23 protein-coding genes and 1 tRNA gene are annotated in these 26670 nt (G+C 59.4%); 17 read left to right on the top strand and 7 right to left on the bottom strand.

The features are described 5' to 3' along the window. Positions 1 to 43 precede the first annotated feature (43 nt). Positions 44 to 1756: a long-chain fatty acid--CoA ligase gene (locus BTE54_RS02365; protein ID WP_078051306.1), complete on the bottom strand. Its 1713-nt coding sequence runs from the start codon at positions 1754 to 1756 to the stop codon at positions 44 to 46. A 359-nt stretch (positions 1757 to 2115) separates the two neighbouring features. Between BTE54_RS02365 and BTE54_RS02360 the strand changes: the two genes are divergently transcribed. The 6 genes from BTE54_RS02360 (at position 2116) to BTE54_RS02335 (ending at position 9967) form a co-directional block, all read left to right on the top strand. Next, complete coding sequence (locus BTE54_RS02360) at positions 2116 to 3171, top strand: ABC transporter ATP-binding protein (RefSeq protein ID WP_078051305.1); 1056 nt, start codon at positions 2116 to 2118, stop codon at positions 3169 to 3171. A 148-nt stretch (positions 3172 to 3319) separates the two neighbouring features. Beyond that, positions 3320 to 4336, top strand: a complete 1017-nt coding sequence (locus BTE54_RS02355; RefSeq protein ID WP_003503602.1) for an extracellular solute-binding protein — start codon at positions 3320 to 3322, stop codon at positions 4334 to 4336. 73 nt (positions 4337 to 4409) lie between these two features. After that, positions 4410 to 6086, top strand: a complete 1677-nt coding sequence (locus BTE54_RS02350; RefSeq protein ID WP_078051304.1) for an iron ABC transporter permease — start codon at positions 4410 to 4412, stop codon at positions 6084 to 6086. A gap of 179 nt (positions 6087 to 6265) precedes the next feature. Then, positions 6266 to 8455: a TonB-dependent siderophore receptor gene (locus BTE54_RS02345; RefSeq protein ID WP_078051303.1), complete on the top strand. Its 2190-nt coding sequence runs from the start codon at positions 6266 to 6268 to the stop codon at positions 8453 to 8455. A 109-nt stretch (positions 8456 to 8564) separates the two neighbouring features. Further along, positions 8565 to 9446, top strand: coding sequence for an AraC family transcriptional regulator (locus BTE54_RS02340; protein WP_198939052.1), 882 nt, complete (start codon positions 8565 to 8567; stop codon positions 9444 to 9446). Between the two features lie 128 nt (positions 9447 to 9574). After that, positions 9575 to 9967 (top strand): PRC-barrel domain-containing protein, encoded by a 393-nt coding sequence (locus BTE54_RS02335; RefSeq protein ID WP_078051302.1) that lies wholly within the window; start codon positions 9575 to 9577, stop codon positions 9965 to 9967. 82 nt (positions 9968 to 10049) lie between these two features. Here the strand turns inward: BTE54_RS02335 and BTE54_RS02330 are convergent, their stop codons facing one another. Both BTE54_RS02330 and BTE54_RS02325 read right to left on the bottom strand, forming a co-directional pair. After that, positions 10050 to 10292 (bottom strand): DUF982 domain-containing protein, encoded by a 243-nt coding sequence (locus BTE54_RS02330; protein ID WP_065654540.1) that lies wholly within the window; start codon positions 10290 to 10292, stop codon positions 10050 to 10052. Between the two features lie 317 nt (positions 10293 to 10609). Next, positions 10610 to 10768 carry a YqaE/Pmp3 family membrane protein gene (locus tag BTE54_RS02325; protein WP_020811433.1) on the bottom strand — a complete coding sequence of 53 codons (159 nt, stop codon included), beginning with the start codon at positions 10766 to 10768 and terminating at the stop codon, positions 10610 to 10612. 262 nt (positions 10769 to 11030) lie between these two features. Here BTE54_RS02325 and BTE54_RS02320 point away from each other — a divergent pair, with 262 nt between their 5' ends. Then, the gene (locus tag BTE54_RS02320; protein ID WP_078051301.1) at positions 11031 to 11294 is read left to right on the top strand and encodes a hypothetical protein; all 264 of its coding nucleotides are present in this window, start codon (positions 11031 to 11033) and stop codon (positions 11292 to 11294) included. Positions 11295 to 11392: 98 nt separating this feature from the next. Here BTE54_RS02320 and BTE54_RS02315 read toward each other — a convergent pair. Together BTE54_RS02315 and BTE54_RS02310 are read right to left on the bottom strand one after the other, a co-directional pair. After that, positions 11393 to 11468: transfer RNA gene (locus tag BTE54_RS02315), tRNA-Thr, on the bottom strand. Positions 11469 to 11604: 136 nt separating this feature from the next. Continuing rightward, on the bottom strand, positions 11605 to 12567 hold the full coding sequence (locus tag BTE54_RS02310; protein WP_078051300.1) for a nitronate monooxygenase family protein: 963 nt from the start codon (positions 12565 to 12567) through the stop codon (positions 11605 to 11607). 255 nt (positions 12568 to 12822) lie between these two features. Between BTE54_RS02310 and BTE54_RS02305 the strand changes: the two genes are divergently transcribed. Further along, positions 12823 to 13968 carry a hypothetical protein gene (locus tag BTE54_RS02305; RefSeq protein WP_078051299.1) on the top strand — a complete coding sequence of 382 codons (1146 nt, stop codon included), beginning with the start codon at positions 12823 to 12825 and terminating at the stop codon, positions 13966 to 13968. 49 nt (positions 13969 to 14017) lie between these two features. Here the strand turns inward: BTE54_RS02305 and ppk2 are convergent, their stop codons facing one another. Further along, entirely contained in the window at positions 14018 to 14899 is an 882-nt protein-coding gene (gene ppk2 / locus BTE54_RS02300) for a polyphosphate kinase 2 (protein ID WP_078051298.1), read from the bottom strand. Between the two features lie 233 nt (positions 14900 to 15132). Between ppk2 and phoR the strand changes: the two genes are divergently transcribed. The 7 genes from phoR to phoB all read left to right on the top strand — a co-directional run bounded on the left by phoR (position 15133) and on the right by phoB (position 23067). After that, a complete protein-coding gene (phoR, locus tag BTE54_RS02295) occupies positions 15133 to 16404 on the top strand; it encodes a phosphate regulon sensor histidine kinase PhoR (RefSeq protein WP_078051297.1) in 1272 nt (423 codons plus the stop codon). 195 nt (positions 16405 to 16599) lie between these two features. Beyond that, positions 16600 to 17634 carry a substrate-binding domain-containing protein gene (locus tag BTE54_RS02290; protein WP_065654533.1) on the top strand — a complete coding sequence of 345 codons (1035 nt, stop codon included), beginning with the start codon at positions 16600 to 16602 and terminating at the stop codon, positions 17632 to 17634. A gap of 263 nt (positions 17635 to 17897) precedes the next feature. Next, positions 17898 to 19382 (top strand): phosphate ABC transporter permease subunit PstC, encoded by a 1485-nt coding sequence (gene pstC, locus BTE54_RS02285; protein ID WP_065654532.1) that lies wholly within the window; start codon positions 17898 to 17900, stop codon positions 19380 to 19382. Continuing rightward, the gene (pstA, locus tag BTE54_RS02280) at positions 19379 to 20701 is read left to right on the top strand and encodes a phosphate ABC transporter permease PstA (protein ID WP_003519987.1); all 1323 of its coding nucleotides are present in this window, start codon (positions 19379 to 19381) and stop codon (positions 20699 to 20701) included. The genes pstC and pstA overlap by 4 nt, the downstream gene beginning before the upstream one ends. Before the next feature lie 14 nt (positions 20702 to 20715). After that, entirely contained in the window at positions 20716 to 21531 is an 816-nt protein-coding gene (gene pstB / locus BTE54_RS02275; RefSeq protein ID WP_003519986.1) for a phosphate ABC transporter ATP-binding protein PstB, read from the top strand. Between the two features lie 96 nt (positions 21532 to 21627). Beyond that, positions 21628 to 22353, top strand: a complete 726-nt coding sequence (gene phoU, locus BTE54_RS02270; RefSeq protein WP_065654531.1) for a phosphate signaling complex protein PhoU — start codon at positions 21628 to 21630, stop codon at positions 22351 to 22353. Between the two features lie 30 nt (positions 22354 to 22383). Further along, positions 22384 to 23067, top strand: a complete 684-nt coding sequence (gene phoB / locus BTE54_RS02265; RefSeq protein ID WP_078051296.1) for a phosphate regulon transcriptional regulator PhoB — start codon at positions 22384 to 22386, stop codon at positions 23065 to 23067. Positions 23068 to 23446: 379 nt separating this feature from the next. Here phoB and BTE54_RS02260 read toward each other — a convergent pair whose 3' ends face one another. After that, on the bottom strand, positions 23447 to 23980 hold the full coding sequence (locus BTE54_RS02260; protein ID WP_078051295.1) for a GcrA family cell cycle regulator: 534 nt from the start codon (positions 23978 to 23980) through the stop codon (positions 23447 to 23449). A gap of 431 nt (positions 23981 to 24411) precedes the next feature. Here BTE54_RS02260 and BTE54_RS02250 point away from each other — a divergent pair, with 431 nt between their 5' ends. Then, positions 24412 to 25611, top strand: coding sequence for an aspartate aminotransferase family protein (locus tag BTE54_RS02250; protein ID WP_035265073.1), 1200 nt, complete (start codon positions 24412 to 24414; stop codon positions 25609 to 25611). 57 nt (positions 25612 to 25668) lie between these two features. Then, on the top strand, positions 25669 to 26586 hold the full coding sequence (gene argF, locus BTE54_RS02245) for an ornithine carbamoyltransferase (RefSeq protein WP_003519982.1): 918 nt from the start codon (positions 25669 to 25671) through the stop codon (positions 26584 to 26586). Positions 26587 to 26670 lie beyond the last annotated feature (84 nt).

Here is a 26670-nt window from a genome sequence, read left to right as displayed (position 1 = left end):
AAGAAAGAGCCGGTCGCCCGGCTCTCCCCATTGCGCGAGACAATCAGTTCAGATTGCGCAATTCGCGCCGCAAGATTTTGCCGACATTCGATTTCGGCAACTCGGTGCGGAACTCGATGATTTTCGGCCTTTTGTAGTTCGTCAGGTTCTTGGCGCAGAAGGCCTTGAGCTCCGCTTCCGTGAGTGACTGGTCCTTCTTGACCACGAAAAGCTTGACGGTTTCGCCGGAATGTTCATCCGGAACACCGATTGCGGCGCATTCCAGCACGCCCGGATGGCTGGCGGCCACTTCTTCCACCTCGTTCGGATAGACGTTGAAACCGGAAACGAGGATCATGTCCTTCTTGCGATCAACGATCTTGGTGTAACCGCGCTCGTCCATGAAACCCATGTCGCCGGAACGGAAGAAGCCGTCGGCGGTCATGGCTTTTGCGGTTTCATCCGGCCGCTGCCAATAGCCGGCCATGACCTGCGGCCCGCGAATGCAGATCTCGCCGACTTCGCCTGTCGGCAGGCTGTTGCCGTCCTCGTCGCGAATATCGATTTCGGTCGAGGAGATGGGCAGGCCGATGGTGCCGCTGAATTCCGTGGAATCGAGGCGGTTGACGGTGGCGACCGGGGATGTCTCGGAGAGGCCGTAGCCTTCTGCAATCGGGCAACCGACGATCGAAAGCCAGCGCTCCGCCACGGGCCTTTGCACCGCCATGCCGCCGCCGAGAACCAGAATAAGCGACGACAGATCGAGCTTGCGGAAATCCTCATTGTTCATCAGCGCGTTGAAAAGCGTGTTGATGCCAGGGAAAACATGCGGCTGATAATGCGTCAGCTCCTTCACGAAGCCGGGAATGTCGCGCGGATTGGCGATGAGCAGATTATGACCGCCGAGCGCAATGCCCATCAGCGAATTCACCGTCAATGCGAAGATGTGGCAGAGCGGCAGCGCGCAGATGAAGTTGAGAACTTCCGGGCGGTCCTTTCGGCCATTAAAAGCGGCGTCCAGCCACAGGCTGATCTGAAGCTTGTTGGCCAGAAGATTGGCATGGGTGAGAACCGCACCCTTGGATACGCCGGTTGTGCCGCCGGTATATTGCAGGAAGGCGATGTCCTGCGCCGTAAGGCTGACCGGCTTCAGCGAAAATCCCTGGCCTTCCTTCAGCATCGCCTTGAAGCTGATGGAACCGGGAATGGCGTAGGCGGGCACCAGTTTCTTGACCTTGCGAACCACCAGATTGACGATATGTCCCTTCAGGCCGAGGAGATCGCCCATCGCCGCGACGACCACATGCCGCACCGCGGTTTTCGGCACCGCCTGCTGCGCCACATGGGCGAAGTTCTCCAGAACGAAGATCGCCTTTGCGCCGGAATCCTTGAGCTGATGTTCCAGCTCGCGCGGGGTATAGAGCGGATTGACATTGACCACGATCATGCCCGCCCGCAAAATCCCGTACACCGCGACGGGATTTTGCAGGATATTCGGCATCATCACGGCAACCCGGTCGCCTTTTTCCAGCCCTCTGGATTGCAGCCAGGCAGCGACCGCGCGGGTTTCAGCGTCCAGTTCCCGATAGGTCAGGGACTTTCCCATGCTGGAAAAGGCCTTGCGGTCGGCAAATTGCGCACAGCTCTTTTCGAGAAGTTCGACAAGGGAGGCATGGGCGGATGCGGGGATTTCGGAGGGTACGCCCGGCGGATAGGATGCCAGCCAACGCTTCTCTGCGCTGACGTTTTCCGGGTGTCCCAGGGACAGTTCACTCATGCTTCTCCTCCCAGAGTCTTTGTCGCGCCGCGCATTCCTTGAAACGCGTGAAGGGCGCTTTCGGCTGCCTGATGTTCACGAAGCTCCCGCATTCAGCCGGCCCAATCGGCCGGGTTGAGGGAACCTCATGTGGCGTCACCGGATCGACCGCTCCTCTCGCTCCCCGGTGACGAATGATAGACGCCTAATCCCTTGACGTCTATCTCGTCGGCAAAACCTATTTAACTCTAACGTAAACGTCAATATTGCTGCCGCACATCTCGCCAACTCGTGAAGGGAAAAGCATTTTGCCCGGCTTTTTTGACTTTAATCCTGATTTGAGCGATCAACATAATTCGCAAAGCAGGGCAGGATTGGAAATGGCAGGCAGGGCAGCGCTTGAACTGAAATCGGTCGGGAAGAGATTCGGCGAGACGGAAGTGCTGTCCGATATCGATCTTTCCGTCGAACGCGGCGAAATCATTTGTCTGGTAGGGCGCTCCGGCTGTGGAAAATCGACCCTGCTGCGCATCGTGGCGGGCGTGGAGACGCCGGACCATGGCAGCGTTTCCCTGAACGGCGCTGTCGTTGCCGGCCCTGCTGTTTTCGTCGAGCCGGAAAAGCGCAATATCGGTTTTGTCTTTCAGGATTATGCGCTGTTTCCGCATCTGACCGTCGAGCAGAATGTCATGTTCGGTCTTCGGTCTTTGCCGAAGGTGGAAGCCCGCCGCCGCGCTGCCGAGATGATAGAACATGTTCACCTGCAGGAATTGGCGAAACGTTATCCGCATACGCTTTCTGGCGGCGAGCAGCAGCGTGTGGCGCTCGCCCGCGCGCTTGCCCCGCAGCCCGGCCTGCTCCTGATGGACGAGCCCTTTTCCAATCTGGACAGGGGATTGCGCGACAGCGTGCGCGAGGAAACGCTCGGCCTGTTGCGGCAACTGGGCACGACGGCGATCATGGTGACGCATGATCCGGAAGAGGCGCTTTCGGCAGGTGACCGCGTGGTTCTGATGCAGCGCGGGCGCATCGTGCAGAGCGGCACGGGTTACGAAATCCACGATCATCCCAAGACCCGTTATGCCGCCGATTTTTTCTGCGCCTTCAACAAAATCGAAGGCCGGGTAAAACAGGGAAGAGTCGAAACGCCGCTCGGGCTTCTGGGCGATGCGTCCGATCTGCCTGACGGTCTCGCCGCCGTTGCCTATGTTCGCCCAAATGCGATTTCGATCATCGAGGACGGTGCGGCGAAAGAAGGAATTGCCGGCGAAATATCGAGCCGTGTCTTCCTCGGGGAAATCGAGCAGCTTGGCATAGCCGTGCCCGGACTGTCGGCCGATCTGCGTGTGAGGACAATGCAGCGCACACCCGCACGGACGACAGCGGTGCGCTTCGGTATCGACCCCAAGGGAGTGCTGATATTTACTGCAAGTTGAGTGAGCGGATTTGCATGTTCATTTCCGCTCCATTTTCAACTCTTGGTGATCGAATCCGCCCGAAAAACAGAGAAATAAAACTTGATTTGGGTCATCATGTATGATGTCTGCTCCCTCTATATGCCGCTATCGGAGAGGGAGACAAAACATGACGAAATTTACCAGATTTGCCCTGCTTGCCAGCACGGTTGCCTTTGCAGCTGGAACGGCCAGCGCTGCGGAACTCAACATTTACACCACCCGCGAACCGGGCCTGATCCAGCCGCTGCTGGAATCCTTCACCGCCTCGAGCGGCGTCAAGGTCAATACCGTGTTCCTGAAGGACGGTCTTGCCGAGCGCGTTCTGAGCGAGGGCGCAAGCTCGCCTGCCGACGTTCTGATGACGGTGGATGCCGGCAACCTCGTCGATCTCGCCGAAAAGGGCGTCACCCAGGCGGTCGAATCCGAAACCCTGACCAAGGCTATCCCGGCTGAACTTCGCGACGCCAAGGGCCATTGGTTCGCGCTCTCCATGCGCGCCCGCGTTCTTTATGCGGCGAAGGATGTCGATCTCGCCTCCTTCAACTATGAAGATCTGGCGGATGCGAAGTGGAAGGGCAAGGTCTGCATTCGCGCCGGCCAGCACCCCTATAACACGGCGCTTTTTGCCGACTACATCGCCCATTACGGCGCTGCGGACACCGAAAAGTGGCTTGCCGGCGTCAAGGAAAACCTGGCCCGCAAGGCAGGCGGCGGCGACCGTGACGTTGCCAAGGATATCCTCGGCGGCATTTGCGATATCGGCATCGCCAACTCCTATTATGTCGGTCTGATGCGCTCGGGCAAGGGCGGCGAGGAGCAGGTAAAGTGGGGCGACGCCATCAAGGTGGTTCTGCCGACCTTCAAGAATGGCGGCACGCAGGTCAATATCAGCGGCGCGGCTGTGGCCAAAAATGCACCGAACAAGGCGGAAGCCGTCAAGCTGCTGGAATATCTCGTCTCCGACGAAGCCCAGAAAATCTATGCTGAAGCCAACTACGAATATCCGGTCAAGCAGGGTGCGGCTCTCAACGAGATCATCGCTTCCTTCGGTACGCTGAAGATCGATAACAAGCCGCTGACGGAAATCGTCTCGCACCGCAAGCAGGCGAGCGAGCTGGTCGACAAGGTCGGTTTCGACAAGTAAGGGCCAATCAGCGATAACATGGTGGAAGGCGTTCGCATTCGCGGGCGCCTTTCCGCGTATTTTCTAAAAGCACATGAATCCAGACGCCATCCAGCCATTGACACCTCGTGCCCGAGCCAGGTTTTCATCCTCCTTCTGGTGGCTGTGCCTTTCCGTGCTGGGGGTCTGCGGCGCCATGGTGCCGGTTCTGGCGCTTGTATCGCAGGCGTTGCAGGGTTCTGAAGGCCTGTGGGCGCATCTCGGCTCGACCGTGCTCTGGACGGCGCTTCCGGATACGGCGATCCTTCTCGCCGGGGTCGGGTTGCTGGCCGGCGTCGTCGGAACCTATGCCGCCTGGCTGGTCACCGCCTATGATTTTCCCGGCCGCAAAATATTGGAATGGGCGCTGCTGCTGCCGCTGGCCATGCCCACCTATATCGTCGCTTACGCCTATCTGGATATTCTGCATCCCATAGGACCGGTGCAGGGCGCGATCCGCTGGCTGCTCGGTTATTCCAGCCCGCGCGAATTTCGCCTGCCGGACATAAGGTCCATGGCGGGCTGCATCGTCCTTCTCGGCTTCGTGCTGTTTCCTTATGTCTATATTCCCGTGCGCGCCATGTTCCTGACACAGGCGGGCAACCTGCTGGAAGCGGCGCGAACGCTCGGCGTTTCCAGACGCGCGGCCTTCTTCAAGGTCGCGGTGCCGCTGGCGCGCCCGGCGATTGCGGTCGGCATCAGCCTTGCCCTGATGGAAGCGCTGAACGATATAGGCGCATCGGAATTCCTCGGCGTCCGCACCCTCACCGTTTCCGTCTACACCACTTGGGTCACGAAATCCGACCTGCCGGGTGCGGCGCAGATCGCGCTTTCCATGCTGTTCATCGTTGTCGCCCTCGTGGCGCTGGAGCGCTGGGCGCGACGCAAGCAGCGTTATGCCGTTTCGGCGCAGAAAAGCAGGGAACTGGAGCCGCTGCGACTCAACGGCCTGAAGGGCTGGGCCGCTTTCGTACTCGGCGGCCTGCCGGTCCTGATCGGCTTTGTGGCGCCGGCCGCCTATCTCGTCATCGAGGCATGGAAACGGTTCCGTTTCAGCGGCCTCTCCGCCCGCTTTGCCGATGAGGCTCTGAACACCATCGTCTTTGCCGGCCTGGCGACGATCATCACCCTTATCCTCGGCCTTGCGGTTGCTTACGCCATGCGCCTTGCACCGGGGCGTCTCTCGCTCTGGTCCTATCGCCTTTCGACGGTCGGATATGCGGCCCCCGGCACGGTCATCGCCATCGGCGTGCTGATCGCGCTTGGCGGCTTCGACCGGTTTGTCGACCAGACCATGCGTGACTGGTTCGGCATGTCTACCGGCCTCATCTTCATCGGCAGCGGTGCCGCGCTGATCTACGCCTATTCGGCGCGTTTCCTCACCATTGCGGCGGGCGGTGTGGATGCCGGCCTCAGCCGCATACCCCAATCCTTCGATCACGCTTCGCGAACGCTCGGGCGATCCGCGACGCAGACATTCCGCCAGATTCATCTGCCGTTATCCAAGGCGTCGCTTGCGGCAGCGGCGCTGCTGATCTTTGTCGATTGCGTCAAGGAGCTTCCCGCCACGCTTCTGTTGAGGCCGCTGAATTTCGAAACCTTCGCTACCCATCTTTATGGCGAAGCGGCGCGCGGCACCTATGAGGAGGCGGCAATCGCAGCGCTGGCAATCGTCGTCATCGGCATGCTTCCGGTCATGCAGCTTGCAAGGATCGGCCGGCGCAAGGGTTGATATCGAAGCCCTGCCTGATAAATGATGGACGCAAAACTGTGCGAGAGGCCAATAAGCTTCAAATCCTGCCAGAAAACGACAAGCATCCCGCCTTAATCCTGATGTAAATACTCAGCTTAATTGAGGTGCCGCGGCCTGTCGAATTTGGACATCGGCCGCGATCTGTTTCGGGGCATATCTTGAAAAATTTGCATGGGATGTTTTTGAGCCGTCTGGCTTTGGGCACGGCCGCCGTTGTTTTGCTGGCGCCAGCGATGGGCCACGCGCAGGACACGACCGTTCTGCAGCAGATTACCGTTGAAGGGCAGGGCGCGGAAAACGCGACGGGTCCGGTCCGGGGTTATGTCGCGAAGAAAAGCGCGACCGGTTCGAAAACCGAGACGGAAACCAGGGATATTCCGCAATCCGTATCGGTCGTCGGCCGCCAGGAAATGGATGACCGCGGCGCGGTGACGAAAATCGACGAGGTACTGCGTTACACCCCCGGTGTGACGGCGGAGCCCTTCGGCACCGACCCGGACACGGACTGGATTTACATCCGTGGTTTTCAGGCCACCCAGACCGGCGTGTTTCTGGATGGTCTGAACCTGTTCAGCTACGGTTTCGGCGGTTTCCAGATGGATGCCTACGGTCTGGAGCGCGTGGAAATTTTGAAAGGCCCGGCCTCGGTGCTTTATGGCGGCGCAAATCCCGGCGGTATCGTGCAGATGGTCCGCAAGCGCACGCAGGATGAGCCGGTGCGCGAAACGGAAATCGGCATCAATAATTTCGGCAATGCCTTCTTCGGTTTCGATCTCGGCGACAAGGTCGATGGTGAAGGCGTGTGGAAATACCGCGTCACCGGCAAGGTCTCCGGCGGCGACAATTACACCGATTATTCCGAGGATTTGCGCGGCTTCATCATGCCGCAGATCACCTTCGAGCCGGACGCGCAGACAAGCGCCACGCTTTACGGTTATTTCTCGGCGCTCGATCAGGTTCATATCGGCAACGGCTTCCTGCCCTATGTCGGCACCGTGGTCGACGCGCCCTTCGGCAAGCTCGACCGCAAGGCCTTTTATGGCGAGCCGGATATCGACAATGGCCGCGTCTATCAGTCCATGGTGGGTTACGAGGTCAGCCACGAATTCGACAATGGCTGGAAGATCAGCCAGAACGCCCGCTATGGCCACCTCTACAAGCACGAAACCGGACCCTATGCCGGTGGCTGGGCCAATACAGATGCAAACGGTCAGCCGATCCTCGATGCCACCACCAACGACTATATGTTGACCCGCTTCGGTTACGATGGCGTGTCGAAAGTCGACAGTTTCGGCGTGGATAATCGGGTCGAAGGCCAGTTCGATACCGGTGCGGTCAATCATTCGCTGCTCTTCGGTCTCGACTATAAATATTACCGGCTGGACCAGGTGCAGGCCTGCTGCGGATCGAATGCAATCGGTGCGCTCAACCCGGTCTATGGCTCGACGCAGGGAACGAATTTCGTTTATGCCGACAATATCGTGACCCAGCAGCAGATCGGCATCTACGCGCAGGACCAGCTGCGTTTCGGCGATGGCTGGCTGGTCACGCTGAATGGCCGTTACGACTATGTCGACACGGAACTGAACAACAGGCTGCCTGCGGGCCTCTCCCGCCGCTCGAATGACGATGCGCTGAGCGGCCGCGCCGGTCTCGCCTATGAATTCGACAATGGCCTGACACCCTATGTCTCGGCCGCCACTTTCTTCAATCCGCTCATCGATACGCTTGCGGATGGCACTCCCGCTTCTCCGGAAGAGGGACACCAGTTCGAGGCCGGTATCAAATATGAGCCGACCTTCTTCGATGGCAGCATCACGGCCTCCGTCTTCAAGCTGGTGAAGGACAATGCCATCGTTTCCTATACGGCTGGCGGGGTCACCACGAGCGGCCAGTTCGGGCAGGTGGAAGCCACTGGCCTCGAGCTGGAGGCCAAGGCCAATCTCACCGACAACTGGAAGGCGATCGCCTCCTATTCCTATACGGATCTGGAGATTACCCGCGATGCCAATCCTAACCTTATCGGCAAATCGCCATGGATCGTGCCCGCCCACACCGCCTCGCTGTGGCTGGACTATGCCTTTACCACAGACGCGCTGGAAGGCCTCAGCCTCGGCGGCGGCGTGCGGTATCAGGGCAAGTCCTGGGCGGATGAGACAAATACGTTGCGCGTTCCGGATGCTGCCGTCTTCGACGCCGCAATCCGCTATGAGAAGAACGACTGGACCGCATCGATCAACGTCGCCAATGTCTTCGACAAGGAATATGTAAAGAGCTGCGCCGGCGTCTCCGTCTGCGGCTGGGGCGATAGCCGCACCATCACCTTCAAGCTTTCCAAGAAGTGGTAAGACTTGGCTGAAGGCCGGCAGTTGCGGGGAAAGCAGTTTGCCACTATAAACATGAATAGATTTATCATGTTTATAGTGGCGCCATGGCGCCCTGCGGGATCGAGAGGCCATGGCTTTCCGCGTGCGGATGGAAAATGAGATCGAGGGCTTTGCCGTCATTGGCGGGCCGCGCTCGCGGGTCTGGAACGGCATCGTCGCCGATCTCTGGGATGTGCGTTGCGCCCCGAAGGCCGGCGGCCGTTACGTCGGCAAGGATCCGCGTTTCGTTTTCCTGCTGGATATGGACGGGACGGATGACGGCAGGTTCATGATAAACCGCTTCCGCCGCGACAATTACGGGTCGTCCAAGGCGAACCGAATTTCCTTCGTCCCCGCCGATCTGGATGTGCATGCCGAACTGAGCAACGTCTCCTTCGTGCGCCACCTTGATCTGCATTTCGATGCGGGATTGCTGGGTGCCCGGCTGGTGCAGGGCTTCGACCCGCACAGCCTGCTCGATCCGCATCTGATGTTCGAGGATGAGCGCCTGCTGGCGCTGGCGCGACTGATTGCCGCCGAATGCGATAATCCCGATCCGCTGCATGACCTTTATGGCGAAAGCCTCGTGCTGGCGCTATTGACGGATTTCCTGAAAGTGAAAAGGGAGCCGGTCAAAAAACGCAGCAAGCTCGCCGCCTGGCAGTTAAGGGCGGCGACGGATTACATCCGCGAACATTGCCTGCGGTCGATCCGGCTGGAGGAGCTGGCGGACCTCACCAACCTGTCGCAATCGCATTTCAGCCATGCCTTCAAGGCCTCCACCGGCGTGCCGCCCCACCAATGGCAGATGCAGGCGCGCATTGATCACGTCAAGGAACTGATGATGCGGACAGACATGGCGCTGACCGACATCGCCATTGCCGCCGGGTTTTCGGATCAGGCGCATTTCTCCCGCGTCTTTCGCAAGATGGTCGGTGTTTCTCCCTCTGTCTGGCAGAAAATCCGCCAATAAGGTCGTTTTCGTTCCATTCCACTTCAAAAAAATTCCCGCCGAAGCGCCTGAAACGCCGCGGAACGAATTGTCCGTCGAAGGGTTTACCAGACGTGACACAAACGAGGAAAATCAAGGAGGAAAGGCAGATGATGCATCAGGAACCCCGCGCCGGACAGGACCCCTATGTCAAGGATACGCCGAGCCTGATCGCCAGCGACAAGGTGGAAGGCACGCGTGTTTACGGCGCCGACGGCAAGCATATTGGCTCGATCCAGCGCATCATTCTGGAAAAGCGCGGCGGGCGCGTTGCCTATGCGGTCTTGAGCTTTGGCGGCTTCCTCGGCATCGGTGACGACTATTATCCGCTGCCCTGGGAAAAGCTGCATTACGACGAAGAACTCGACGGCTACCGCATCGATCTCACCAAAGAAGAGATCGAAAACGCGCCGCACTTCGCCAATCTCGACGATAACGATCTGCTGAACGCCAAGGACAGCAAGGTCTATGATTATTACGGCATCGCACCCTATTGGATGTAAAGCGCTTCCGGCCGTTCGATCGCCGAACGCGTCGTAAATAAAAGAACGGCTCCTTTTCAGGAGCCGTTTTCTTTTGGGTGCGTCAATGCGGGTTTTTCTGCATCTCGGAAACCGCGTCGGTGAAGCACTTGCGTGCTTCTTCGGGCGATTTACGTCCGTCAAGGGCGGCACGGCAGGCGCTTCTCGCTCTCACAAAGCTCAATCCGCCAGTTTTGGGCCAGCCTTCGGTCAATAATGTCAATGCTTCGAAGGGGCCAGCGATGACACTCTTGCCATTCGCCTCGAGATTGACCTCGACAGGCTCTGTCCATCTCTCGTTCTTCATCGTGCACCTCCCAGAGCAACGCGATCCCGAAATACACCCGACAGCGAAGCAACCCATGAACGCAGTCGTGTGTCACTGCTGCTTAGGATATGCGCAAGCGATCGAATTGACAACTGGGATCAGCGGAAGCCGAAAAACGACAGGATCGCCAGAACGATGACGACGAGGCCGACGATGTAGATGATCTGGTTCATGATTTTCTCCTTGACTGGTGTCATCACCATAACGTGAGGGAGAAGACGAGGTTCCAGCAGCCAATGAGAATTTAATCACGTACTAAAATGTTGCGGACGTCCCATCGCCGATGAGAGCGGATATCACCTCCGCAGGATCACCCAGATCGCGTGGATAATGCCGGGAACATAACCGCACAGCGTGAGGAGAATATTAAGCCAGAAATGCAGGCCGAGCCCGACCTGAAGAAACACGCCGACGGGCGGAAGGATGATCGCGATCAGGATACGAATGACGTCCATGTTGAGAGCTTTCAAGTTAATCAAAACTAGACAATCAACGTGAGTGGAGCCCGGTTGGTTTCAGCGTGACGACGAATACCTTCCTTCCATCGGTGTAGCCGGCAGCCGGAAGCCGCCAATTCTGATGAACCCACTCCCGTATGAGGCATCAGGTCAGAGCGACCGGTATCATTCAGCCCTCGTTCAGGCCTGCCGCATCACTCTTCCTAACGGAACCGAGGACACGGACGGACGTTGAGGTCGGTTATTGGGAGATGAGTTCATGAAGATTCTAACCGCAGCAATCTGCCTCTTGTCGGTCGGCATCCTGAGCGGATGCGTTGACGATGGCGGTTACCGCACGGGCGGATATTATTCGTCCGGCGTCTATTATCGAGCTTATGATCGAGACAGATATTACCGCGACTATGACCGCCGGAACTGGCGGCAACACAGAGAGTGGCGGGATCGCAGGGAATGGCGCGGTGACTATCGCCACCGCCCGCGCCCACCGTATTACGGTCAGTACGGCGTGATTGTTCGTTAATCGCGGCGCTTTTATCTCGCGGGTCTGCACGGCCGGCCCTATGTCTCGGGCTGGTCCTGACAGCGCGTTTCTATTCAGATAATAGTCTGTGAGAAAAATGGTGCCGCTTACGTGACTCGAACACGTGACCCCGTCATTACGAATGACGTGCTCTACCAACTGAGCTAAAGCGGCCCGATTATGACCCGTTTGTTGCGGATCAGCTTCATGGCGGGCTGATACAGGCAATGCCGATGGATTTCAAGCCTTGAATGTGCTGGTTTTGAAATTTCCGCAAAAAGCTTTGCCTGTCCATTGTTTGCCGGAGACGTCAGCCTTTCCAGCAGATGCGCTTTTTGGCCGTTTCATATTCATTTGCCAGACGATCGACGAGCGCTGCCACCGGTTCCACCGCCTTGACGGCGCCGATGCCTTGCCCTGCGCCCCATATATCTTTCCAGGCCTTGGCGCCGCCGGAGACCGTTTCGAAGTCCATTTTCGAAGGATCGGCTTCGGGCAGATTGTCGGGATCCATGCCGGAGGCGACGATCGAGCTTTTCAGGTAGTTGCCGTGTACGCCCGTGAAATAGTTCGAATAGACGATATCCTTGGCCTGCGCGTCCACAATAGCCTGCTTGTAGCCTTCGGAAGCGCGCGCTTCCTCGGTGGCGATGAAGGGGGAGCCGATATAGGCCATATCCGCGCCCATGGCCTGCGCCGCGAGAATGGAGCCGCCATTGGCGATGGCGCCGGCCAGCAGCAGCGGGCCGTCAAACCATTCGCGAATTTCCTGAACGAGGGCGAAGGGCGAAAGCGTGCCCGCATGTCCGCCGGCACCCGTCGCCACCGCGATCAGCCCATCCGCGCCCTTGCGAATGGCGGAGCGGGCATGGCGGTCGTTGATGACGTCATGCAGCACGATGCCGCCATAGGAATGCACGGCCGCATTGACCTCCGGCACAGCGCCAAGCGAGGAAATCACCACCGGCACCTTGTATTTCACGCAAAGGCCGAGATCGTGCTCCAGCCGCCGGTTGGACATGTGCACGATCTGGTTGACCGCGAAGGGCGCCGCCGGGCGCTCGGGATTGGCCCGGTTGTGAGCGTCAAGCTCCTCGGTGATCATTGCCAGCCACTCGTCGAGCTGGCTTTCGGGCCGCGCATTAAGCGCCGGGAAAGCGCCGATGACGCCCGCCTTGCACTGCGCCAGCGTCAGCTGCGGATGTGAAATGATGAATAGCGGTGATGCTATGACCGGAAGACGCAGATTGTCTTTCAGCACGGACGGTAGCATGTCTCCTCCCACGAATTACGTTTACGCGCACGTAAGTCAATATCGCGTTCAGCAGCAGATTGAAAGCGAAAACAGCGTGGCGTTCGCCTATGGAATCTGCGTTCGTAGCGCCACAATGAATTGATTTTCCCCAAGGCAATCCGGTCTTTATCACAAACGATGCTTGCGGAGGGGCGGTATAGCCGTTACCGAATCGTGAACCCATGGCGCAGCGCCGCATATTTTTTGCAAAGCGCAATAGAACAAGGATCGGTCGTGAGCGGACTGGAAACGGCAATCAGAAATGCTCTGGAAAAATCGGACAGATCGAACGCCGAAGTTCGTGCACGGATTTACCAATCCTCCCGCCAGGCACTGGAAGCGGGCCTGCGCAAGCAGGGCATAGACGATCCGCAGGTTGTCTCCCAGCAGCGCCAGCGGCTTGAAGGCCTGATCCACCAGATCGAGAATGAAGAGCGCAACCGGCTTCTGGACAGGGTGGAGCAGCAATTGCGCCCGCCCGCACCGGAAAGTCCGGCGCCGGACGATCACTCGGTCGATCCCGTTTCGCAGCCGTCCGATCACGGCGATATGGGTGTTGAGCCGGAACTGCGTGGCGAAACACGCGATGTCCGGCCGGGCGCCGCCGCTGCTGCGGAGCCGCTGAGTGCGGGGCAGCGCAATGGCAAGCCGCCGAAGAGAGGCTCCCGCGCGGGCGATTCTTCGCTTGCCTTCCGGCCGGAAGGCGCGGTTGGCCGCCGCAAGCGCCGGGGGCTGTTCGCCCGGCTTTTCATTTATGTGACTCTTCTGGCCTTTATCGGTTTCGGCGCCTGGTGGGTCTATTCCTCAGGCCTCCTGCTCTCGCCGGAGCAGCGCGATACCAGCGTGCCCAATCCGCCGGCGCAGGTGCAGGCGGAGGATTTCAACGGGACGGAGCCCGCGCCGAGCCTTTCCGCCGGTCGTGGTTTTTCCGATGACTGGGTGGAAGTCTTCAATGCGGAGCGTGGCAGTTCCGGTGTTTCGGCTGGTCCACGCGCCAATGTCGAAAACATCGCCACACCCGCCGGCAAGGCTATAAAGGTAACCTCGAGAAGTGTCTCGCAGGATGGCGCCGTCAGCGTCGAGGTTCCGGTGGAGGTGATGCGGGATATGGCGGGCAAGTCCTCGACCATTTCGATCACGCTGCAATCCTCCAGCGACCGTCAGACCCAGGTGTCCGTCGCCTGCGATTTCGCGACATTGGGCGATTGCTCCCGCCACCGCTTCACCGCCACGGCCGAGCGCGCGGACATGCTGCTGAACGCGACATTCGAACGATCTCTTGCCCCCAATGCGCCGGGCAGGATCTTCATCAACAGCGATATCGATGGCAGCGGCCGCCCGGTCAATCTTTATTCCGTGCGCATTCTGCCGGGCCAGTAAGGGAAAGACAGGCGTCTCGAATGGAGGCGCCTGTCAGCGTCTTCCGGTCCTATTTGAGAAAATCCGGCCCAGATCCCAAAATCTTGTCGTCGATTTCGCCGATTGCCTTTTTGTCCTTGCCCTCATAGTCGAGCGCAAGAAGAATGTGACGGATGAGGTTTACCCGCGCGCGGCGCTTGTCGTTGGCGCGCACCACCGTCCAGGGGGCGGCGTCGGTGTGGGTCTTTTCCAGCATTTCGTCGCGCTTCTGCGTGTAGTCGTCCCATTTCGTCAGCGCGGCTATGTCCATATCCGAAAGCTTCCAGCATTTCAGCGGGCTGTGGCGGCGGTCATGGAAGCGTTCGATCTGCGTTTCGCGGCCGATGTCGAGCCAGAACTTGAACAGATGAACGTCCTCATGGACCAGCATCTTTTCCAGGCGCGGCGTTTCCTTGAGGAAACGCTTGTGTTCCTCCGGCGTGCAGAAACCCATGACCGGCTCTACCCCGGCGCGGTTATACCACGAGCGATCGAAGAGAACGAATTCGCCGGCGGTCGGAAAATGTGAGATATAGCGCTGGAAATACCATTGGCCACGTTCGGTTTCCGTCGGTTTGGTCAGCGCCACCACACGGGCATAGCGGGGGTTGAGATAGGCCCGGGTCGCGAAGATCGCGCCGCCCTTGCCCGCCGCATCGCGGCCCTCGAAAACCGCCATGACCCTTTTGCCGGTGGCCTGCAGCCAGAACTGCACCTTGACCAGCTCCACCTGCAGCGCCTCAAGGGCGCTGTCGTAGTCCTCCCGCTTCATCTTTTTGTCGTAGGGAAAATCGCCGGCGGAGAGTTTCTTTTCCTCAACCCAGTCAGGAAGAACCGGATCGTCGATGTCGAAGCTGCGCAGTTTGCCGCCTATGGTGATATCGACCGCCCGCTTCTTCGTTTCTTCGCCCATGGTTTCCTCCGGCTGTTGTTGTGTAAAGGCAACTCGACGCCAATGAGTTCACATCCATAGCCAGAATTCAAGTGAAACAGGAGCGCTTGACCGGGGTGCTGCGGCGGCAGCGATTGCGGCGTCGATTTTGCGCATATACGTTGTGGAAAATGCGCGATGATGAATCTCTGTCATGAAACTGGCCTATGAGATTTCGATGCGCTGTCAGATGAAAGTGGAAAGAGCAGGCTGAAATGGCAGTCATGGAAGGCGATGGTGGGTTAAGGCGTTTGGGAAGGAAGCTCGGTCGAAACTGGTTGCCCGTTCTCATCGTCAGCATGCTAGCCATCGTGGCCGTTGCCGAGCTCAACACGCCCTATATGCCCGCCGCCCTGTGGCTTTGCGCCGTCATTGCCATCCTCGCCGCCCGGGAGGGGCCGGCGGCGGCTCCCGCAAACGACGGGAGCCCGGTTGAGGAGGCAGATGAGCAGGAAATGCCCGGCGAAAGCGTCATTTCCGGCGTAAGGGCGGGCCTCGCGGTTCTGGATACCCCCGTTTTCATTCTCGACAGGAACGCCAGCGTGCTGTTTCAGAACGGCGCGGCCGAGCGTGCCTTCGGCCAGTTGCCCGCCGGGGCGCATATTTCCGCCCGGTTGCGCTCTCCCGGCCTCCTGGATGTCATTCGCGAAACCATCACCACCGGCCAGCCTAACCAGGTCGAACATTCGGAGCGCTTCCCTTCCGAACGGGTCTTCATCGTTCGTATCGCCCGTGCGGATGTGGGAGAGGGGGCAGGCCCGCCATTCTATATCCTGTCGTTCCGCGACGTCTCGGAGCTTCGCCGCATCGACCGCATGCGCAGCGACTTCGTCGCCAATGCCAGCCATGAATTGCGCACACCGCTCGCCTCGCTGCGCGGTTTCATCGAAACCATGCAGGGGCCGGCGCGCAACGACCCGAAGGCGCAGGAACGTTTCCTTGCCATCATGCTGGATCAGGCAACCCGCATGAGCAGGCTGGTGGACGATCTCATGTCGCTGTCGCGGCTGGAATTGCGGGCCAACATCGCGCCCGACCAGAAGGTCGATCTTGTTCCCGTCATCGGCCATGTGCGCGATACCCTGCTGCCGCTTGCCGACGAGCTGGATGTGACCATCACGCTGCACCTGCCCGACCGGCCGGCAGAGGTGCAGGGAGACCGCGACGAGCTGGTGCAGGTATTCCAGAACCTCGTTGAAAATGCTTGCAAATACGGCCAGGAAGGCAAGGTCGTGGATGTCTGGCTGCGGGCCGAACCCGGCAAGCCGGTGGAGGTGAGCGTTATCGACAAGGGGCCGGGCATTCCCGCCGAACATGTGCCGCGGCTGACGGAGCGTTTTTATCGTGTCAGCGTCGCCGACAGCCGCTCGAAAAAGGGCACGGGTCTCGGACTTGCCATCGTCAAGCACATCCTCACCCGCCACCGCGCCCGCCTCATCATTAAATCGGAATTGGGCAGCGGCACGGACTTCACTGTGAGATTCTGACATAAAATATGTATCTGCTTTTAATGTCGCGAATATTTATAAATAAAATCAATAGGTTAGATTGTCACAAATCTTTCGTCAAAGTGACATAAAAGGATGGGGCTACGGTGGTTAAGAAAAGGTCGCCGAGCGCAAGCTAAGAGCGAGTGTCGCTATCGGCTGCGTCCACAACAAAGCCCACGACGGGAGAGACAAATGAACATCGTTAAATTTTCCGCAGCAGCTCTGGTGGCTTCTGTCGCCTTCGCTGGCGCCGCCGCTGCTCGCGACCAGATCCAGGTTGCCGGTTCCTCCACAGTTCTGCCTTACGCCAAGATCGTTGCCGAGACCTTTGCCGAAACCTTCCCGAACTTCAAGGCTCCCGTTGTTGAGTCCGGCGGCACGGGCGGCGGTCTGAAGGCTTTCTGCTCGGGTGTCGGCGAAGGCACCATCGACATTGCAAACGCTTCGCGCAAGATCAAGAGCGACGAACTGGCCGCCTGTAAGGCTGCTGGCGTTGCCGACGTTCAGGAAGTGAAGATCGGTTACGACGGTATCGTCTTCGCAATGGACTCTTCCAACAAGGACATCAAGCTCGAGCCGAAGGATCTGTACCTTGCGCTCGCCGCTGAAGTCGTCAAGGACGGCAAGCTCGTTGCCAACCCTTACAAGAAATGGTCGGAAATCAACAAGGAACTGCCTGATGTAGCAATCGCTGCTTACATCCCGGGTTCCAAGCACGGCACGCGCGAAGTCTTCGAAGAGAAGATCATGGCTGACGGCTGCAAGGAAGCCAAGGCGACCGACGTCATCAAGACGCTCATCACCGACGCCAAGCAGGCTGCTGCCAAGTGCGTTGCAGTCCGTAAGGACGGCGCGGCAGTCGACATCGACGGCGACTACACCGAAACGCTTGCTCGCATCGATGCCAACAAGACCGGCCTCGGCGTTTTCGGCCTCGCTTTCTATGAAAACAACGCTGACCGTCTGAAGGTCGCGACCGTTTCGGGCGTCGTTCCGTCCACCGAAACCGTTGCCAGCGGCAAGTACCCGGTTTCCCGCCCGCTGTTCTTCTACGTGAAGAAAGCTCACCTGGGCGTTATCCCGGGCCTTAAGGAATATGTCGAGTTCTTCGTTTCCGATGAAATGATCGGCCCGGATTCCCCGCTCGCCAACTACGGCCTGGTTGCTGCTCCGGACGCAGAGCGCGAAGAAATCCGCTCGAAGTTCTCGGCCGGCTCCACGATGTAATGAAGAAAGAGGGGTGCGGCTTTGCCGTGCCCCTCATTCGGCTTCGCTTGGGCCGTCGTCCGCGGTTGACAGTTCCTACTCATCGCCATCCACATGATTGTCGATGGATTACAGATGGATAGGATGTATCAACCTTGACGCTTGCCAGACTATGATACAGTCAGGCGGCAGGCATCATGGGATGGTCCAGCGGTCTCGTTTTGATGACTTTTTGATTTGCCCGATATCGCACCGTGCTCTTGAGGCACGCCGAGGGAACTCTAATGAACACATCGATCCTTTTGCTGATACTGGCGCTCATCGGCATCGGCAGCTATCTGCTCGGCAGCCGCCGTGCCGTTGCCCTGTCTGGCGGTCGCCCCTCCAGCATGCATTCCCGTGCCGGTTATCACGGTTCCTACGCGGTCGTCTGGGCGGTGCTGCCCGCGGCGTTCATTCTCTGTGCCTGGCTCATTGTCAGCCCATTGCTCGTCACTTCGGCGGTGCGCGGTAGTTTCCCCGAGGATGTCCGGGCGCAATCCGAAGCGCAGCAGAGCCTGACCTACGGTATGGTGACCTCCATCGCCCGTGGCCTCCAGCGGCTGACGCCGGAGGAAACCGCGCAGGTCGAGGCCGATACGGCTGCGGTTCGGCCGCTTCTGGCATCGAAGGGTGTTGCAATCGCCGGCGATCCCGAGCGGTTCATGGTCGATGCCGCCCACACGCTCAACAGCATGACCTCCACCAGCCGTATTGCGATGATCGCCGTCGTGCTGCTGGCCGCGCTCGGCGGCGGCGCCTATGCGCTGCGTGCAATCGCGCCGCGTTTCCGGGCGCGCAACCAGGTCGAGAAAGTCATTCTCGCGGCCCTGCTCGTCGCCTCGTCCATCGCCATCCTCACGACCATCGGCATCGTCCTGTCGATGCTGACGGAGGCGATCCAGTTCTTCACCATGGTCCCTGCGCACCAGTTCTTCTTCGGAACGGTCTGGGATCCGCGTTTTGCGGCGGCAGGCGCCACCGATTCCTCCGGCCAGTTCGGCCTGATCCCGCTGCTCGCCGGCACGCTTTATATCGGCTTCGTCGCCATGCTGGTTGCGGTTCCGGTCGGTCTCTTCTCGGCGATCTACATGGCGGAATATGCCTCGCCGCGCTTCCGCTCCATGGCAAAGCCGCTGCTTGAAGTGCTCGCCGGCATTCCCACCATCGTCTACGGCTTCTTCGCGCTCACGACGGTCGGTCCTTTCCTCAGAGACATTTCCACGCAGATCAACGGTCTGGCGACGGGCAACTACGCCAACTTCATCCAGGCGCAGAGCGTCATCACCGCCGGCTTTGTCATGGGCATCATGCTGATCCCCTATGTGTCGTCGCTGTCGGACGATATCATCACCGCCGTGCCGCGCTCGCTGCGTGACGGTTCGCTCGGTCTTGGCGCCACGCGTTCCGAGACGATCAAGAGAGTCATTATTCCGGCCGCTCTTCCCGGCATCGTCGGCGCCGTGCTGATGACGGCTTCGCGCGCCATCGGCGAAACCATGATCGTGGTTCTTGCGGCCGGTGTTGCTGCCCGCCTGCAGCTCAATCCCTTCGAGCCCATGACCACGGTGACGGTCAAGATCGTCAGCCAGCTTACCGGCGACCTTGAATTTACCTCGCCGCAGACGCTGGTTGCCTTTGCGCTCGGCATCACGCTTTTCGCCATCACGCTTTGCCTGAATATCTACGCGCTTTACATCGTGCGCAAATACCGGGAGCAATATGAATGACCGACATCGTCTCTCCCGCAGCCGGCGCGAGCGCCGTCAACAAGGCCACGCGCCGTGATATCGGCATCAAGCGCCGTTATGCCGCCGAACGCCGCTTCCGTGCCTACGGCATGGCAGCGATTTCCTTCGGCCTCATCTTTCTCTTCCTGTTGCTTTTCTCGGTGGTTTCCAAGGGTTACACCGCTTTCCAGCAGACGATGATCACCGTTCCGGTTGAGTTTTCGGAACAGATCATCGATCCGAAAAATGAGCGTGCCACAAATCCCACTAAGCTGATGACGGCCAATTATCCCGTCATCGCCCGCGATGCTGTCGCCAAGGTCCTTGGTGTTGCACCGACTGACCGCGCCGGTCTTCGCGCCGTCAACCTCTTGATCTCGGACAGCGTGCGCACGCAGCTTCGCGATATCGTCGTCGCCGATCCCGCCGTCATCGGCACCACGCGCACCGTCACGCTGCTGGCGTCGGGCGACGTCGACAGCGCCTTCAAGGGCCAGGTCGACCTGACGGCGGATGAAGCCAATCGCCGTATCTCGAACCAGCAACTCGGCTGGATGAACCAGCTCGCCGAAAGCGGCCAGCTCGGCAAACATTTCAACACCGGCATCTTCGTCAACGGCGCGTCGAGCCGTCCGGAAGCGGCGGGTGTCGGTGTGGCGCTGATCGGCTCCTTCTACATGATGCTGATCGTGCTGGTGCTGTCATTGCCGATTGGCGTTGCGGCCTCCATCTATCTCGAGGAATTCGCCCCGAAGAACCGTCTGACGGATCTTATCGAGGTGAATATCAACAATCTCGCGGCCGTCCCTTCGATTGTTTACGGCCTGCTCGGCCTCTCGGTCTTCATCAACTTCATGGGCTTTCCGCGCTCGGCCTCGCTGGTCGGCGGCCTCGTCCTGACGCTGATGACCCTGCCGACGATCATCATCGCGACGCGCGCTGCCCTGAAAGCCGTGCCGCCGTCTATCCGCGCCGCCGCCCTTGGCCTCGGCGCTTCCAAGATGCAGACGATCTTCCACCATGTGCTGCCGCTCGCCATGCCCGGCATTCTGACCGGCACCATCATCGGTCTCGCCCACGCGCTGGGCGAAACGGCGCCGCTGCTCTTGATCGGCATGGTGGCATTCGTTGCGAATTATCCGACAACGCCGATGGATCCGTCCACGGCCCTGCCGGTGCAGATTTACATGTGGGCGAACGAAGCCGAGCGCGCCTTTGTCGAAAGGACATCCGGCGCTATCATCATTCTGCTTCTGTTCCTCATCGTCATGAATGTTGGCGCAATCCTGTTGCGTCGCCGCTTCGAACGGCGCTGGTAGAGGGAGCTTGAGCAATGAACATGTTGTCGGAAGCAGCAGTTGAAAAGGCGCTGGACAAGAAAATGAATGAAGTCTCATACAAGATGATCGGCAAGGACGTTTCGGTTTATTACGGCGAAAAGCGCGCGCTTTACGACGTGAACCTCAACGTTCGGGAAAATACGGTGACCGCGCTTATCGGCCCGTCCGGCTGCGGCAAATCCACCTTCCTGCGTACCCTGAACCGTATGAACGACACGATCGACGGTTGCCGGGTCACCGGCAAGATCACGCTCGACACCGACGATATCTACGATCAGGCGATTGACGTCGTGGAATTGCGCGCCCGCGTCGGCATGGTGTTCCAGAAGCCGAACCCCTTCCCGAAGTCGATCTACGAAAACATTTCCTACGGTCCGCGCATCCATGGTCTCGCCCGCAATAAGGCGGATATGGACCAGATCGTCGAGCAGAGCCTGCAGAAAGCGGGTCTCTGGAACGAGGTTAAGGATCGTCTGCACGAATCCGGCACCGGTCTTTCCGGCGGTCAGCAGCAGCGTCTGTGCATCGCACGCGCAGTTGCCGTCAGCCCGGAAGTGATCCTGATGGACGAGCCCTGCTCGGCTCTCGACCCGATCGCGACCGCAAAGGTCGAAGAATTGATCCACGAGCTGCGCACCAATTACACCATCGTCATCGTTACGCACTCCATGCAGCAGGCGGCGCGTGTTTCCCAGCGCACGGCCATGTTCCATCTTGGTCATCTTGTCGAGGAAAACGAAACCGACAAGATGTTCACCAATCCGGACGACCAGCGCACGCAGGATTACATCATGGGCCGCTTCGGCTGATCCCGGCCGGCGCTTTATCGAAACCGAACAAGACTGGTGCTTCTGCCGTGCCCGCTTCCGGGTACGCGCATGCAGGCCAAGCCGGAGGACTAGACCATGACACAGACAACGACCCATTCGCATATTCTGTCGGCCTATGACGACGAACTGAAATTCCTTACGCGTCGTATCGCCGAAATGGGCGGTCTTGCGGAGCAGATGTGCGCCGACGCCGTGCGTGCGCTCGTCAATTCCGATGCCGCGCTCGCACAGAAGGTCATTTCCGACGATGCGATCCTCGACCACGCCGAGCGTGAGATCGGCGACAAGGCCATCGTCACCATCGCCAAACGCCAGCCGATGGCGGCCGACCTTCGCGAGATCATCGGCACTCTGCGTATTGCAGCTGACCTTGAGCGCGTCGGCGACCTTGGCAAGAACACCGCCAAGCGCGTCATCGCGGTTGCCGGCACCGGCGTGCCGCGCAAGCTCGCCCGTGGCATCGAACACCTGTCGGAACTGGCGCTGGTGCAGCTCAAGGAAGTGCTGGACGTCTATTCCACGCGTTCCGCCGAGAAGGCCAATGCCATTCGCGAGCGCGACGAAGAAATCGACGCCATGTACACGTCGCTCTTCCGTGAGCTTTTGACCTACATGATGGAAGATCCGCGCAACATCACCACCTGCACGCATCTTCTGTTCTGCGCCAAGAACATCGAGCGTATCGGCGACCACGCCACCAATATCGCAGAGACGATCTATTACATGACCACCGGCAGCCAGCCGGAAGGCGAGCGTCCGAAGGACGACAGTTCCAACACCCTCGGTTCGGTGACCGAGTAACAGACAGGCAGCGGCTTGCGGAGTTAGTATATGGTGCCCAAGATTGCAGTTGTGGAAGATGAGGAAGCGCTGAGCGTCCTGCTTCGTTACAATCTCGAGGCTGAGGGATATGAGGTCGACACGATACCCCGTGGAGACGAGGCAGAAATCAGGCTGCAGGAACGTATTCCGGACCTCCTTATCCTGGATTGGATGCTTCCCGGCGTTTCCGGTATCGAACTGTGCCGTCGGCTCAGGATGCGGCCGGAAACCGAGCGCCTGCCCATCATCATGCTGACGGCGCGCGGCGAGGAAAGCGAAAGGGTTCGCGGCCTCGCCACCGGCGCCGACGATTATGTCGTCAAGCCGTTCTCGACACCGGAACTCATGGCCCGCGTCAAGGCGATGCTGCGCCGCGCCCGCCCCGAGGTTCTGTCTTCGGTGCTGAAATGCGGCGATATCGAACTGGATCGCGAGACCCATCGCGTTCACCGCAAGAGCCGCGAAGTGCGCCTCGGCCCGACGGAATTCCGCCTGCTGGAATTCCTGATGACCTCTCCCGGCCGGGTGTTTTCCCGCTCGCAATTGCTGGATGGCGTCTGGGGTCACGATATCTATGTGGATGAACGTACCGTCGACGTGCATGTCGGACGTCTGCGCAAGGCGCTCAATTTTTCGCATATGCAGGATGTCATCCGCACCGTGCGCGGCGCCGGATATTCAATGGAAGCCTGAAAAACCGAAACCGATGGTTTCACTCGGGATAAATTCCCTAAAAATCAGAAGGCCCGAGACCGGAACGGTGTCGGGCCTTTCGATTTTGAACCTTCCGCACATGCGTATCCTTGTTCTTTTGAGCGATAGAAGGTCTGCTGAAAGCCGGATTGCGCGGTGAAACCTGTCGGGAGGAAGGGCGCGGCACGTCGCCGATAAATTCTGAGCATTTGCCGCAAGGGGCCCATCGCGGTTTTACATCCGGAGAATGCGCAAGAACAGGGATAGGGAGCGCCTCTTAGACAGCGTGCGCTCTGTTCCAGAACCACCTTGGATTTTGCCGTAAAAAAACGGGCCCGAAGGCCCGTAGTTTTTGAGTGTCGAATGCGTGCCGCAACACTCAAGCCTTGCGACGCTCGCTTACCGGCTGGTAGGCAAGCTTTGCATGAAACTTGCAATAGGGCGAAGATTCCAGTGCTTCACAACCGCAGAAATGGAAATCATCCTTCAGCGGATCACCGACCGGCCACTTGCAGGTGCGCTCCGTCAGTTCCGTCAGCGTCAGGCGGCGGGAGATTGGCGTCACGACATTTTTGGAGGGAACGTAATCGAGAACTTCGGCGGTCTCGATATCGATCTCCTCGTGCAGCGCCGTTGCCGCGCTCGAGCGGTTCAGGGCGCGTGCAGGTGCTGCGCTGACGCGGGCTGCGAAATTCGTCGCGCGCGGGGCAGGGGCGGCAGTGCGCTTGGGCGCGGAACGCGCCGAAGTAACCGGGCCGCCGGCCTTCACGCGTCCCGGCAGGTTGAGGCGATGGACCTTGCCGATGACGGCATTGCGGCTGACGCCGCCCAGCTGTGCTGCTATCTGGCTGGCGCTAAGCCCCTCGGACCACAATTTCTTGAGTTTTTCGACCCGTTCGTCTGTCCAGTTCATGCCGCTTCTCCGCTCGTCGCGTATAATGTCGGCAGAATCCCTCTCCGCCTCGCGGGCGTGCCGCGAGCGTGGTCTCTGCCTGATTTTTGGTGACTAGTTCCGCCGCAATGCAGTCTAGTAATTAGCGATTAACCTAGTGCCACGCAGACTCCGTGGCAAGAGTCGCGGGAATCATCTCGAATCGATTTTCCGGTTTTCCCCAACTTGCTGGCGAGTTGAGTCTGAAAGGCAACACCTTGGGCCTCATTCGCCGCCACCTACTAGGGCTTGAGAAGCCCGGGAAACGCGGACTTTTGTTGACATCGGCAGGCGAAGTGACAATAGTGCCCCTGCCGCCGCGAGGCGGCATTTTTGATTTTCAGGCAAGGGATAACCCCGAAAGCCTATTGACAACCGTCTGACAGCGCATCCGCGCAAGGAGTGATACAGCCATGGCCGAAGCCGCCGCGCCATTGTTCGATACGTTTGCAAGAGCCCCCCTGCGCTTCGAGCGAGGCGAGGGCGTCTGGCTGTTCACGGAAAGCGGCGAACGATATCTGGATTTTGCGGCCGGCGTCGCGGTCAACTCGCTAGGCCATGCCCATCCGCACCTCGTGGAAGCGATCAAGACCCAGGCCGAGAAGGTCTGGCACGTCTCGAACCTTTATGAAGTGCCGGGCCAGGAAAAGCTTGCAAAGCGCCTGACGGAAGCGACATTCGCAGACAAGGTCTTCTTCACCAATTCCGGCGCGGAAGCGCTTGAATGCGCGATCAAGACCGCGCGCCGTTATCATTATTCCAAGGGGCATCCGGAAAAATTCCGGATTGTCACTTTCGAAGGCGCTTTCCATGGCCGCACGCTGGCGACGATTGCCGCCGGCGGCCAGCAGAAATATCTCGAAGGTTTCGGCCCCAAGGTCGAAGGTTTCGACCAGGTGCCCTTCGGTGACGTCGATGCGCTGAAAGCCGCCATCACGGCCGAGACGGCCGCGCTTCTGATCGAGCCCATTCAGGGTGAGGGCGGCATTCGCGCACCAGCCAAGGAATTCCTGCAGCTGCTGCGGTCGCTCTGCGACGAGCATGGCATGTTGCTGATTTTCGACGAGGTCCAGACCGGCGTTGGCCGTACGGGCAAACTCTTTGCCTATGAGCAGACGGGCGTTGCACCGGATATCATGGCGGTTGCCAAGGGTATCGGCGGCGGTTTCCCGCTCGGCGCCTGCCTTGCGACGGCGGATGCCGCTTCCGGCATGACGGCGGGCGTGCATGGCACCACCTATGGCGGCAACCCGCTGGCCATGGCTGTCGGCAACGCCGTGCTCGATGTCGTCCTCTCCGAGGGCTTTCTGGAAAAGGTTCGTGATGTCGCGCTGGTCTTCCGCCAGGGCCTTGCTTCGCTGAAGGATCGTTATCCTGACGTTATCGAGGAAATCCGTGGCGAAGGCCTGCTTCTCGGCATCAAGGCCAAGGTTCCATCGGGCGAGCTGTTGCAGGCCATGCGCGCCGAGCATCTGCTGGGTGTGCCGGCGGGCGACAACGTCATCCGTCTTCTGCCGCCGCTCGTCACCACGGCGGAAGAGGCCCGCGAGGGTCTGTCACGCGTGGAAGCGGCTGCCGCTTCCCTGACAGCGAAACAGGCAAAAATCGCCTGAGGAAACAATAAAGGGCGGGCTTCTTCCCCGAGGCTCGCGAGCATGGGACAGTTTGAAATGGCTTCACCTAAACATTTTCTTGACCTGTCGGCCGTCAGCTCGCAGGACCTGCGGGCAATTCTCGACGATGCCCGCGCACGCAAGGCGGCCACGAAGGCCGGAACGGCGGAAAAGCCGCTTGCCGGCAAGATGCTGGCAATGATCTTCGAAAAGCCTTCCACCCGCACCCGCGTCTCCTTCGATGTCGGCATGCGCCAGCTCGGTGGCGAGACGCTTTTCCTCTCCGGTACGGAAATGCAGCTCGGTCGCGCCGAAACGATCGGCGATACGGCCAAGGTGCTGTCGCGTTACGTCGACGCCATCATGATCCGCACGACGGATCATTCGCGCCTGCTGGAGCTTGCCGAACATGCGACGGTGCCAGTCATCAACGCCCTGACGGACGACACGCATCCCTGCCAGATCATGGCGGATATCATGACCTTCGAGGAACATCGCGGCCCGGTCAAAGGCAAGACCATTGCCTGGACGGGTGACGGCAACAACGTCCTGCATTCCTTCGTGGAGGGCTCGGCCCGTTTCGGTTACCGCATGACGATGGCCGTGCCGATGGGCTCCGAACCGCATGACAAGTTCCTGAACTGGGCGCGCAACAATGGCGGCGAGATCATGCTGTGCCACGACGCCGACAAGGCCGTTGCGGGTGCGGACTGCGTCGTCACCGATACCTGGGTGTCCATGAACCAGGAACACAAGGCGCGCGGCCATAACATCTTCCAGCCCTATCAGGTCAATGAAGCCCTGATGGCCAAGGCGGAAAAAGACGCGCTGTTCATGCATTGCCTGCCGGCCCATCGCGGTGAGGAAGTGACGGATGCCGTGATCGACGGTCCGCAATCCGTCGTCTTCGACGAGGCGGAAAACCGCCTCCACGCACAGAAGTCCATCATCGCATGGTGCATGGGCGTCATTTGATGAGCAATCGCCCGGCCTGACACGCGTCACGCCGGGTGCTTGAACTTGACCGCATAGATTACCATCTGTGGGACTTCGAAGAGG

The organism is Agrobacterium sp. YIC 4121, assembly GCF_002008205.1.
Classification (GTDB): Bacteria; Pseudomonadota; Alphaproteobacteria; order Rhizobiales; family Rhizobiaceae; genus Agrobacterium; species Agrobacterium leguminum.
The sequence above is the reverse complement of the archived record's forward strand: the minus strand, read 5'-3'. Positions and strand labels throughout refer to the sequence as shown.

Coding starts and splice junctions, on each gene's coding strand:
- pstA (WP_003519987.1), top strand. CDS start 19,379: ATGACCGACATCGTCTCTCCCGCAGCCGGCGCGAGCGCCGTCAACAAG.
- BTE54_RS02355 (WP_003503602.1), top strand. CDS start 3,320: ATGACGAAATTTACCAGATTTGCCCTGCTTGCCAGCACGGTTGCCTTT.
- phoB (WP_078051296.1), top strand. CDS start 22,384: ATGGTGCCCAAGATTGCAGTTGTGGAAGATGAGGAAGCGCTGAGCGTC.
- BTE54_RS02350 (WP_078051304.1), top strand. CDS start 4,410: ATGAATCCAGACGCCATCCAGCCATTGACACCTCGTGCCCGAGCCAGG.
- phoR (WP_078051297.1), top strand. CDS start 15,133: ATGGCAGTCATGGAAGGCGATGGTGGGTTAAGGCGTTTGGGAAGGAAG.
- pstB (WP_003519986.1), top strand. CDS start 20,716: ATGAACATGTTGTCGGAAGCAGCAGTTGAAAAGGCGCTGGACAAGAAA.
- BTE54_RS02330 (WP_065654540.1), bottom strand. CDS start 10,292: ATGAAGAACGAGAGATGGACAGAGCCTGTCGAGGTCAATCTCGAGGCG.
- phoU (WP_065654531.1), top strand. CDS start 21,628: ATGACACAGACAACGACCCATTCGCATATTCTGTCGGCCTATGACGAC.
- BTE54_RS02260 (WP_078051295.1), bottom strand. CDS start 23,980: ATGAACTGGACAGACGAACGGGTCGAAAAACTCAAGAAATTGTGGTCC.
- ppk2 (WP_078051298.1), bottom strand. CDS start 14,899: ATGGGCGAAGAAACGAAGAAGCGGGCGGTCGATATCACCATAGGCGGC.
- BTE54_RS02335 (WP_078051302.1), top strand. CDS start 9,575: ATGATGCATCAGGAACCCCGCGCCGGACAGGACCCCTATGTCAAGGAT.
- BTE54_RS02360 (WP_078051305.1), top strand. CDS start 2,116: ATGGCAGGCAGGGCAGCGCTTGAACTGAAATCGGTCGGGAAGAGATTC.
- pstC (WP_065654532.1), top strand. CDS start 17,898: ATGAACACATCGATCCTTTTGCTGATACTGGCGCTCATCGGCATCGGC.
- BTE54_RS02290 (WP_065654533.1), top strand. CDS start 16,600: ATGAACATCGTTAAATTTTCCGCAGCAGCTCTGGTGGCTTCTGTCGCC.
- BTE54_RS02340 (WP_198939052.1), top strand. CDS start 8,565: ATGGCTTTCCGCGTGCGGATGGAAAATGAGATCGAGGGCTTTGCCGTC.
- BTE54_RS02320 (WP_078051301.1), top strand. CDS start 11,031: ATGAAGATTCTAACCGCAGCAATCTGCCTCTTGTCGGTCGGCATCCTG.
- BTE54_RS02310 (WP_078051300.1), bottom strand. CDS start 12,567: ATGCTACCGTCCGTGCTGAAAGACAATCTGCGTCTTCCGGTCATAGCA.
- argF (WP_003519982.1), top strand. CDS start 25,669: ATGGCTTCACCTAAACATTTTCTTGACCTGTCGGCCGTCAGCTCGCAG.
- BTE54_RS02325 (WP_020811433.1), bottom strand. CDS start 10,768: ATGGACGTCATTCGTATCCTGATCGCGATCATCCTTCCGCCCGTCGGC.
- BTE54_RS02365 (WP_078051306.1), bottom strand. CDS start 1,756: ATGAGTGAACTGTCCCTGGGACACCCGGAAAACGTCAGCGCAGAGAAG.
- BTE54_RS02250 (WP_035265073.1), top strand. CDS start 24,412: ATGGCCGAAGCCGCCGCGCCATTGTTCGATACGTTTGCAAGAGCCCCC.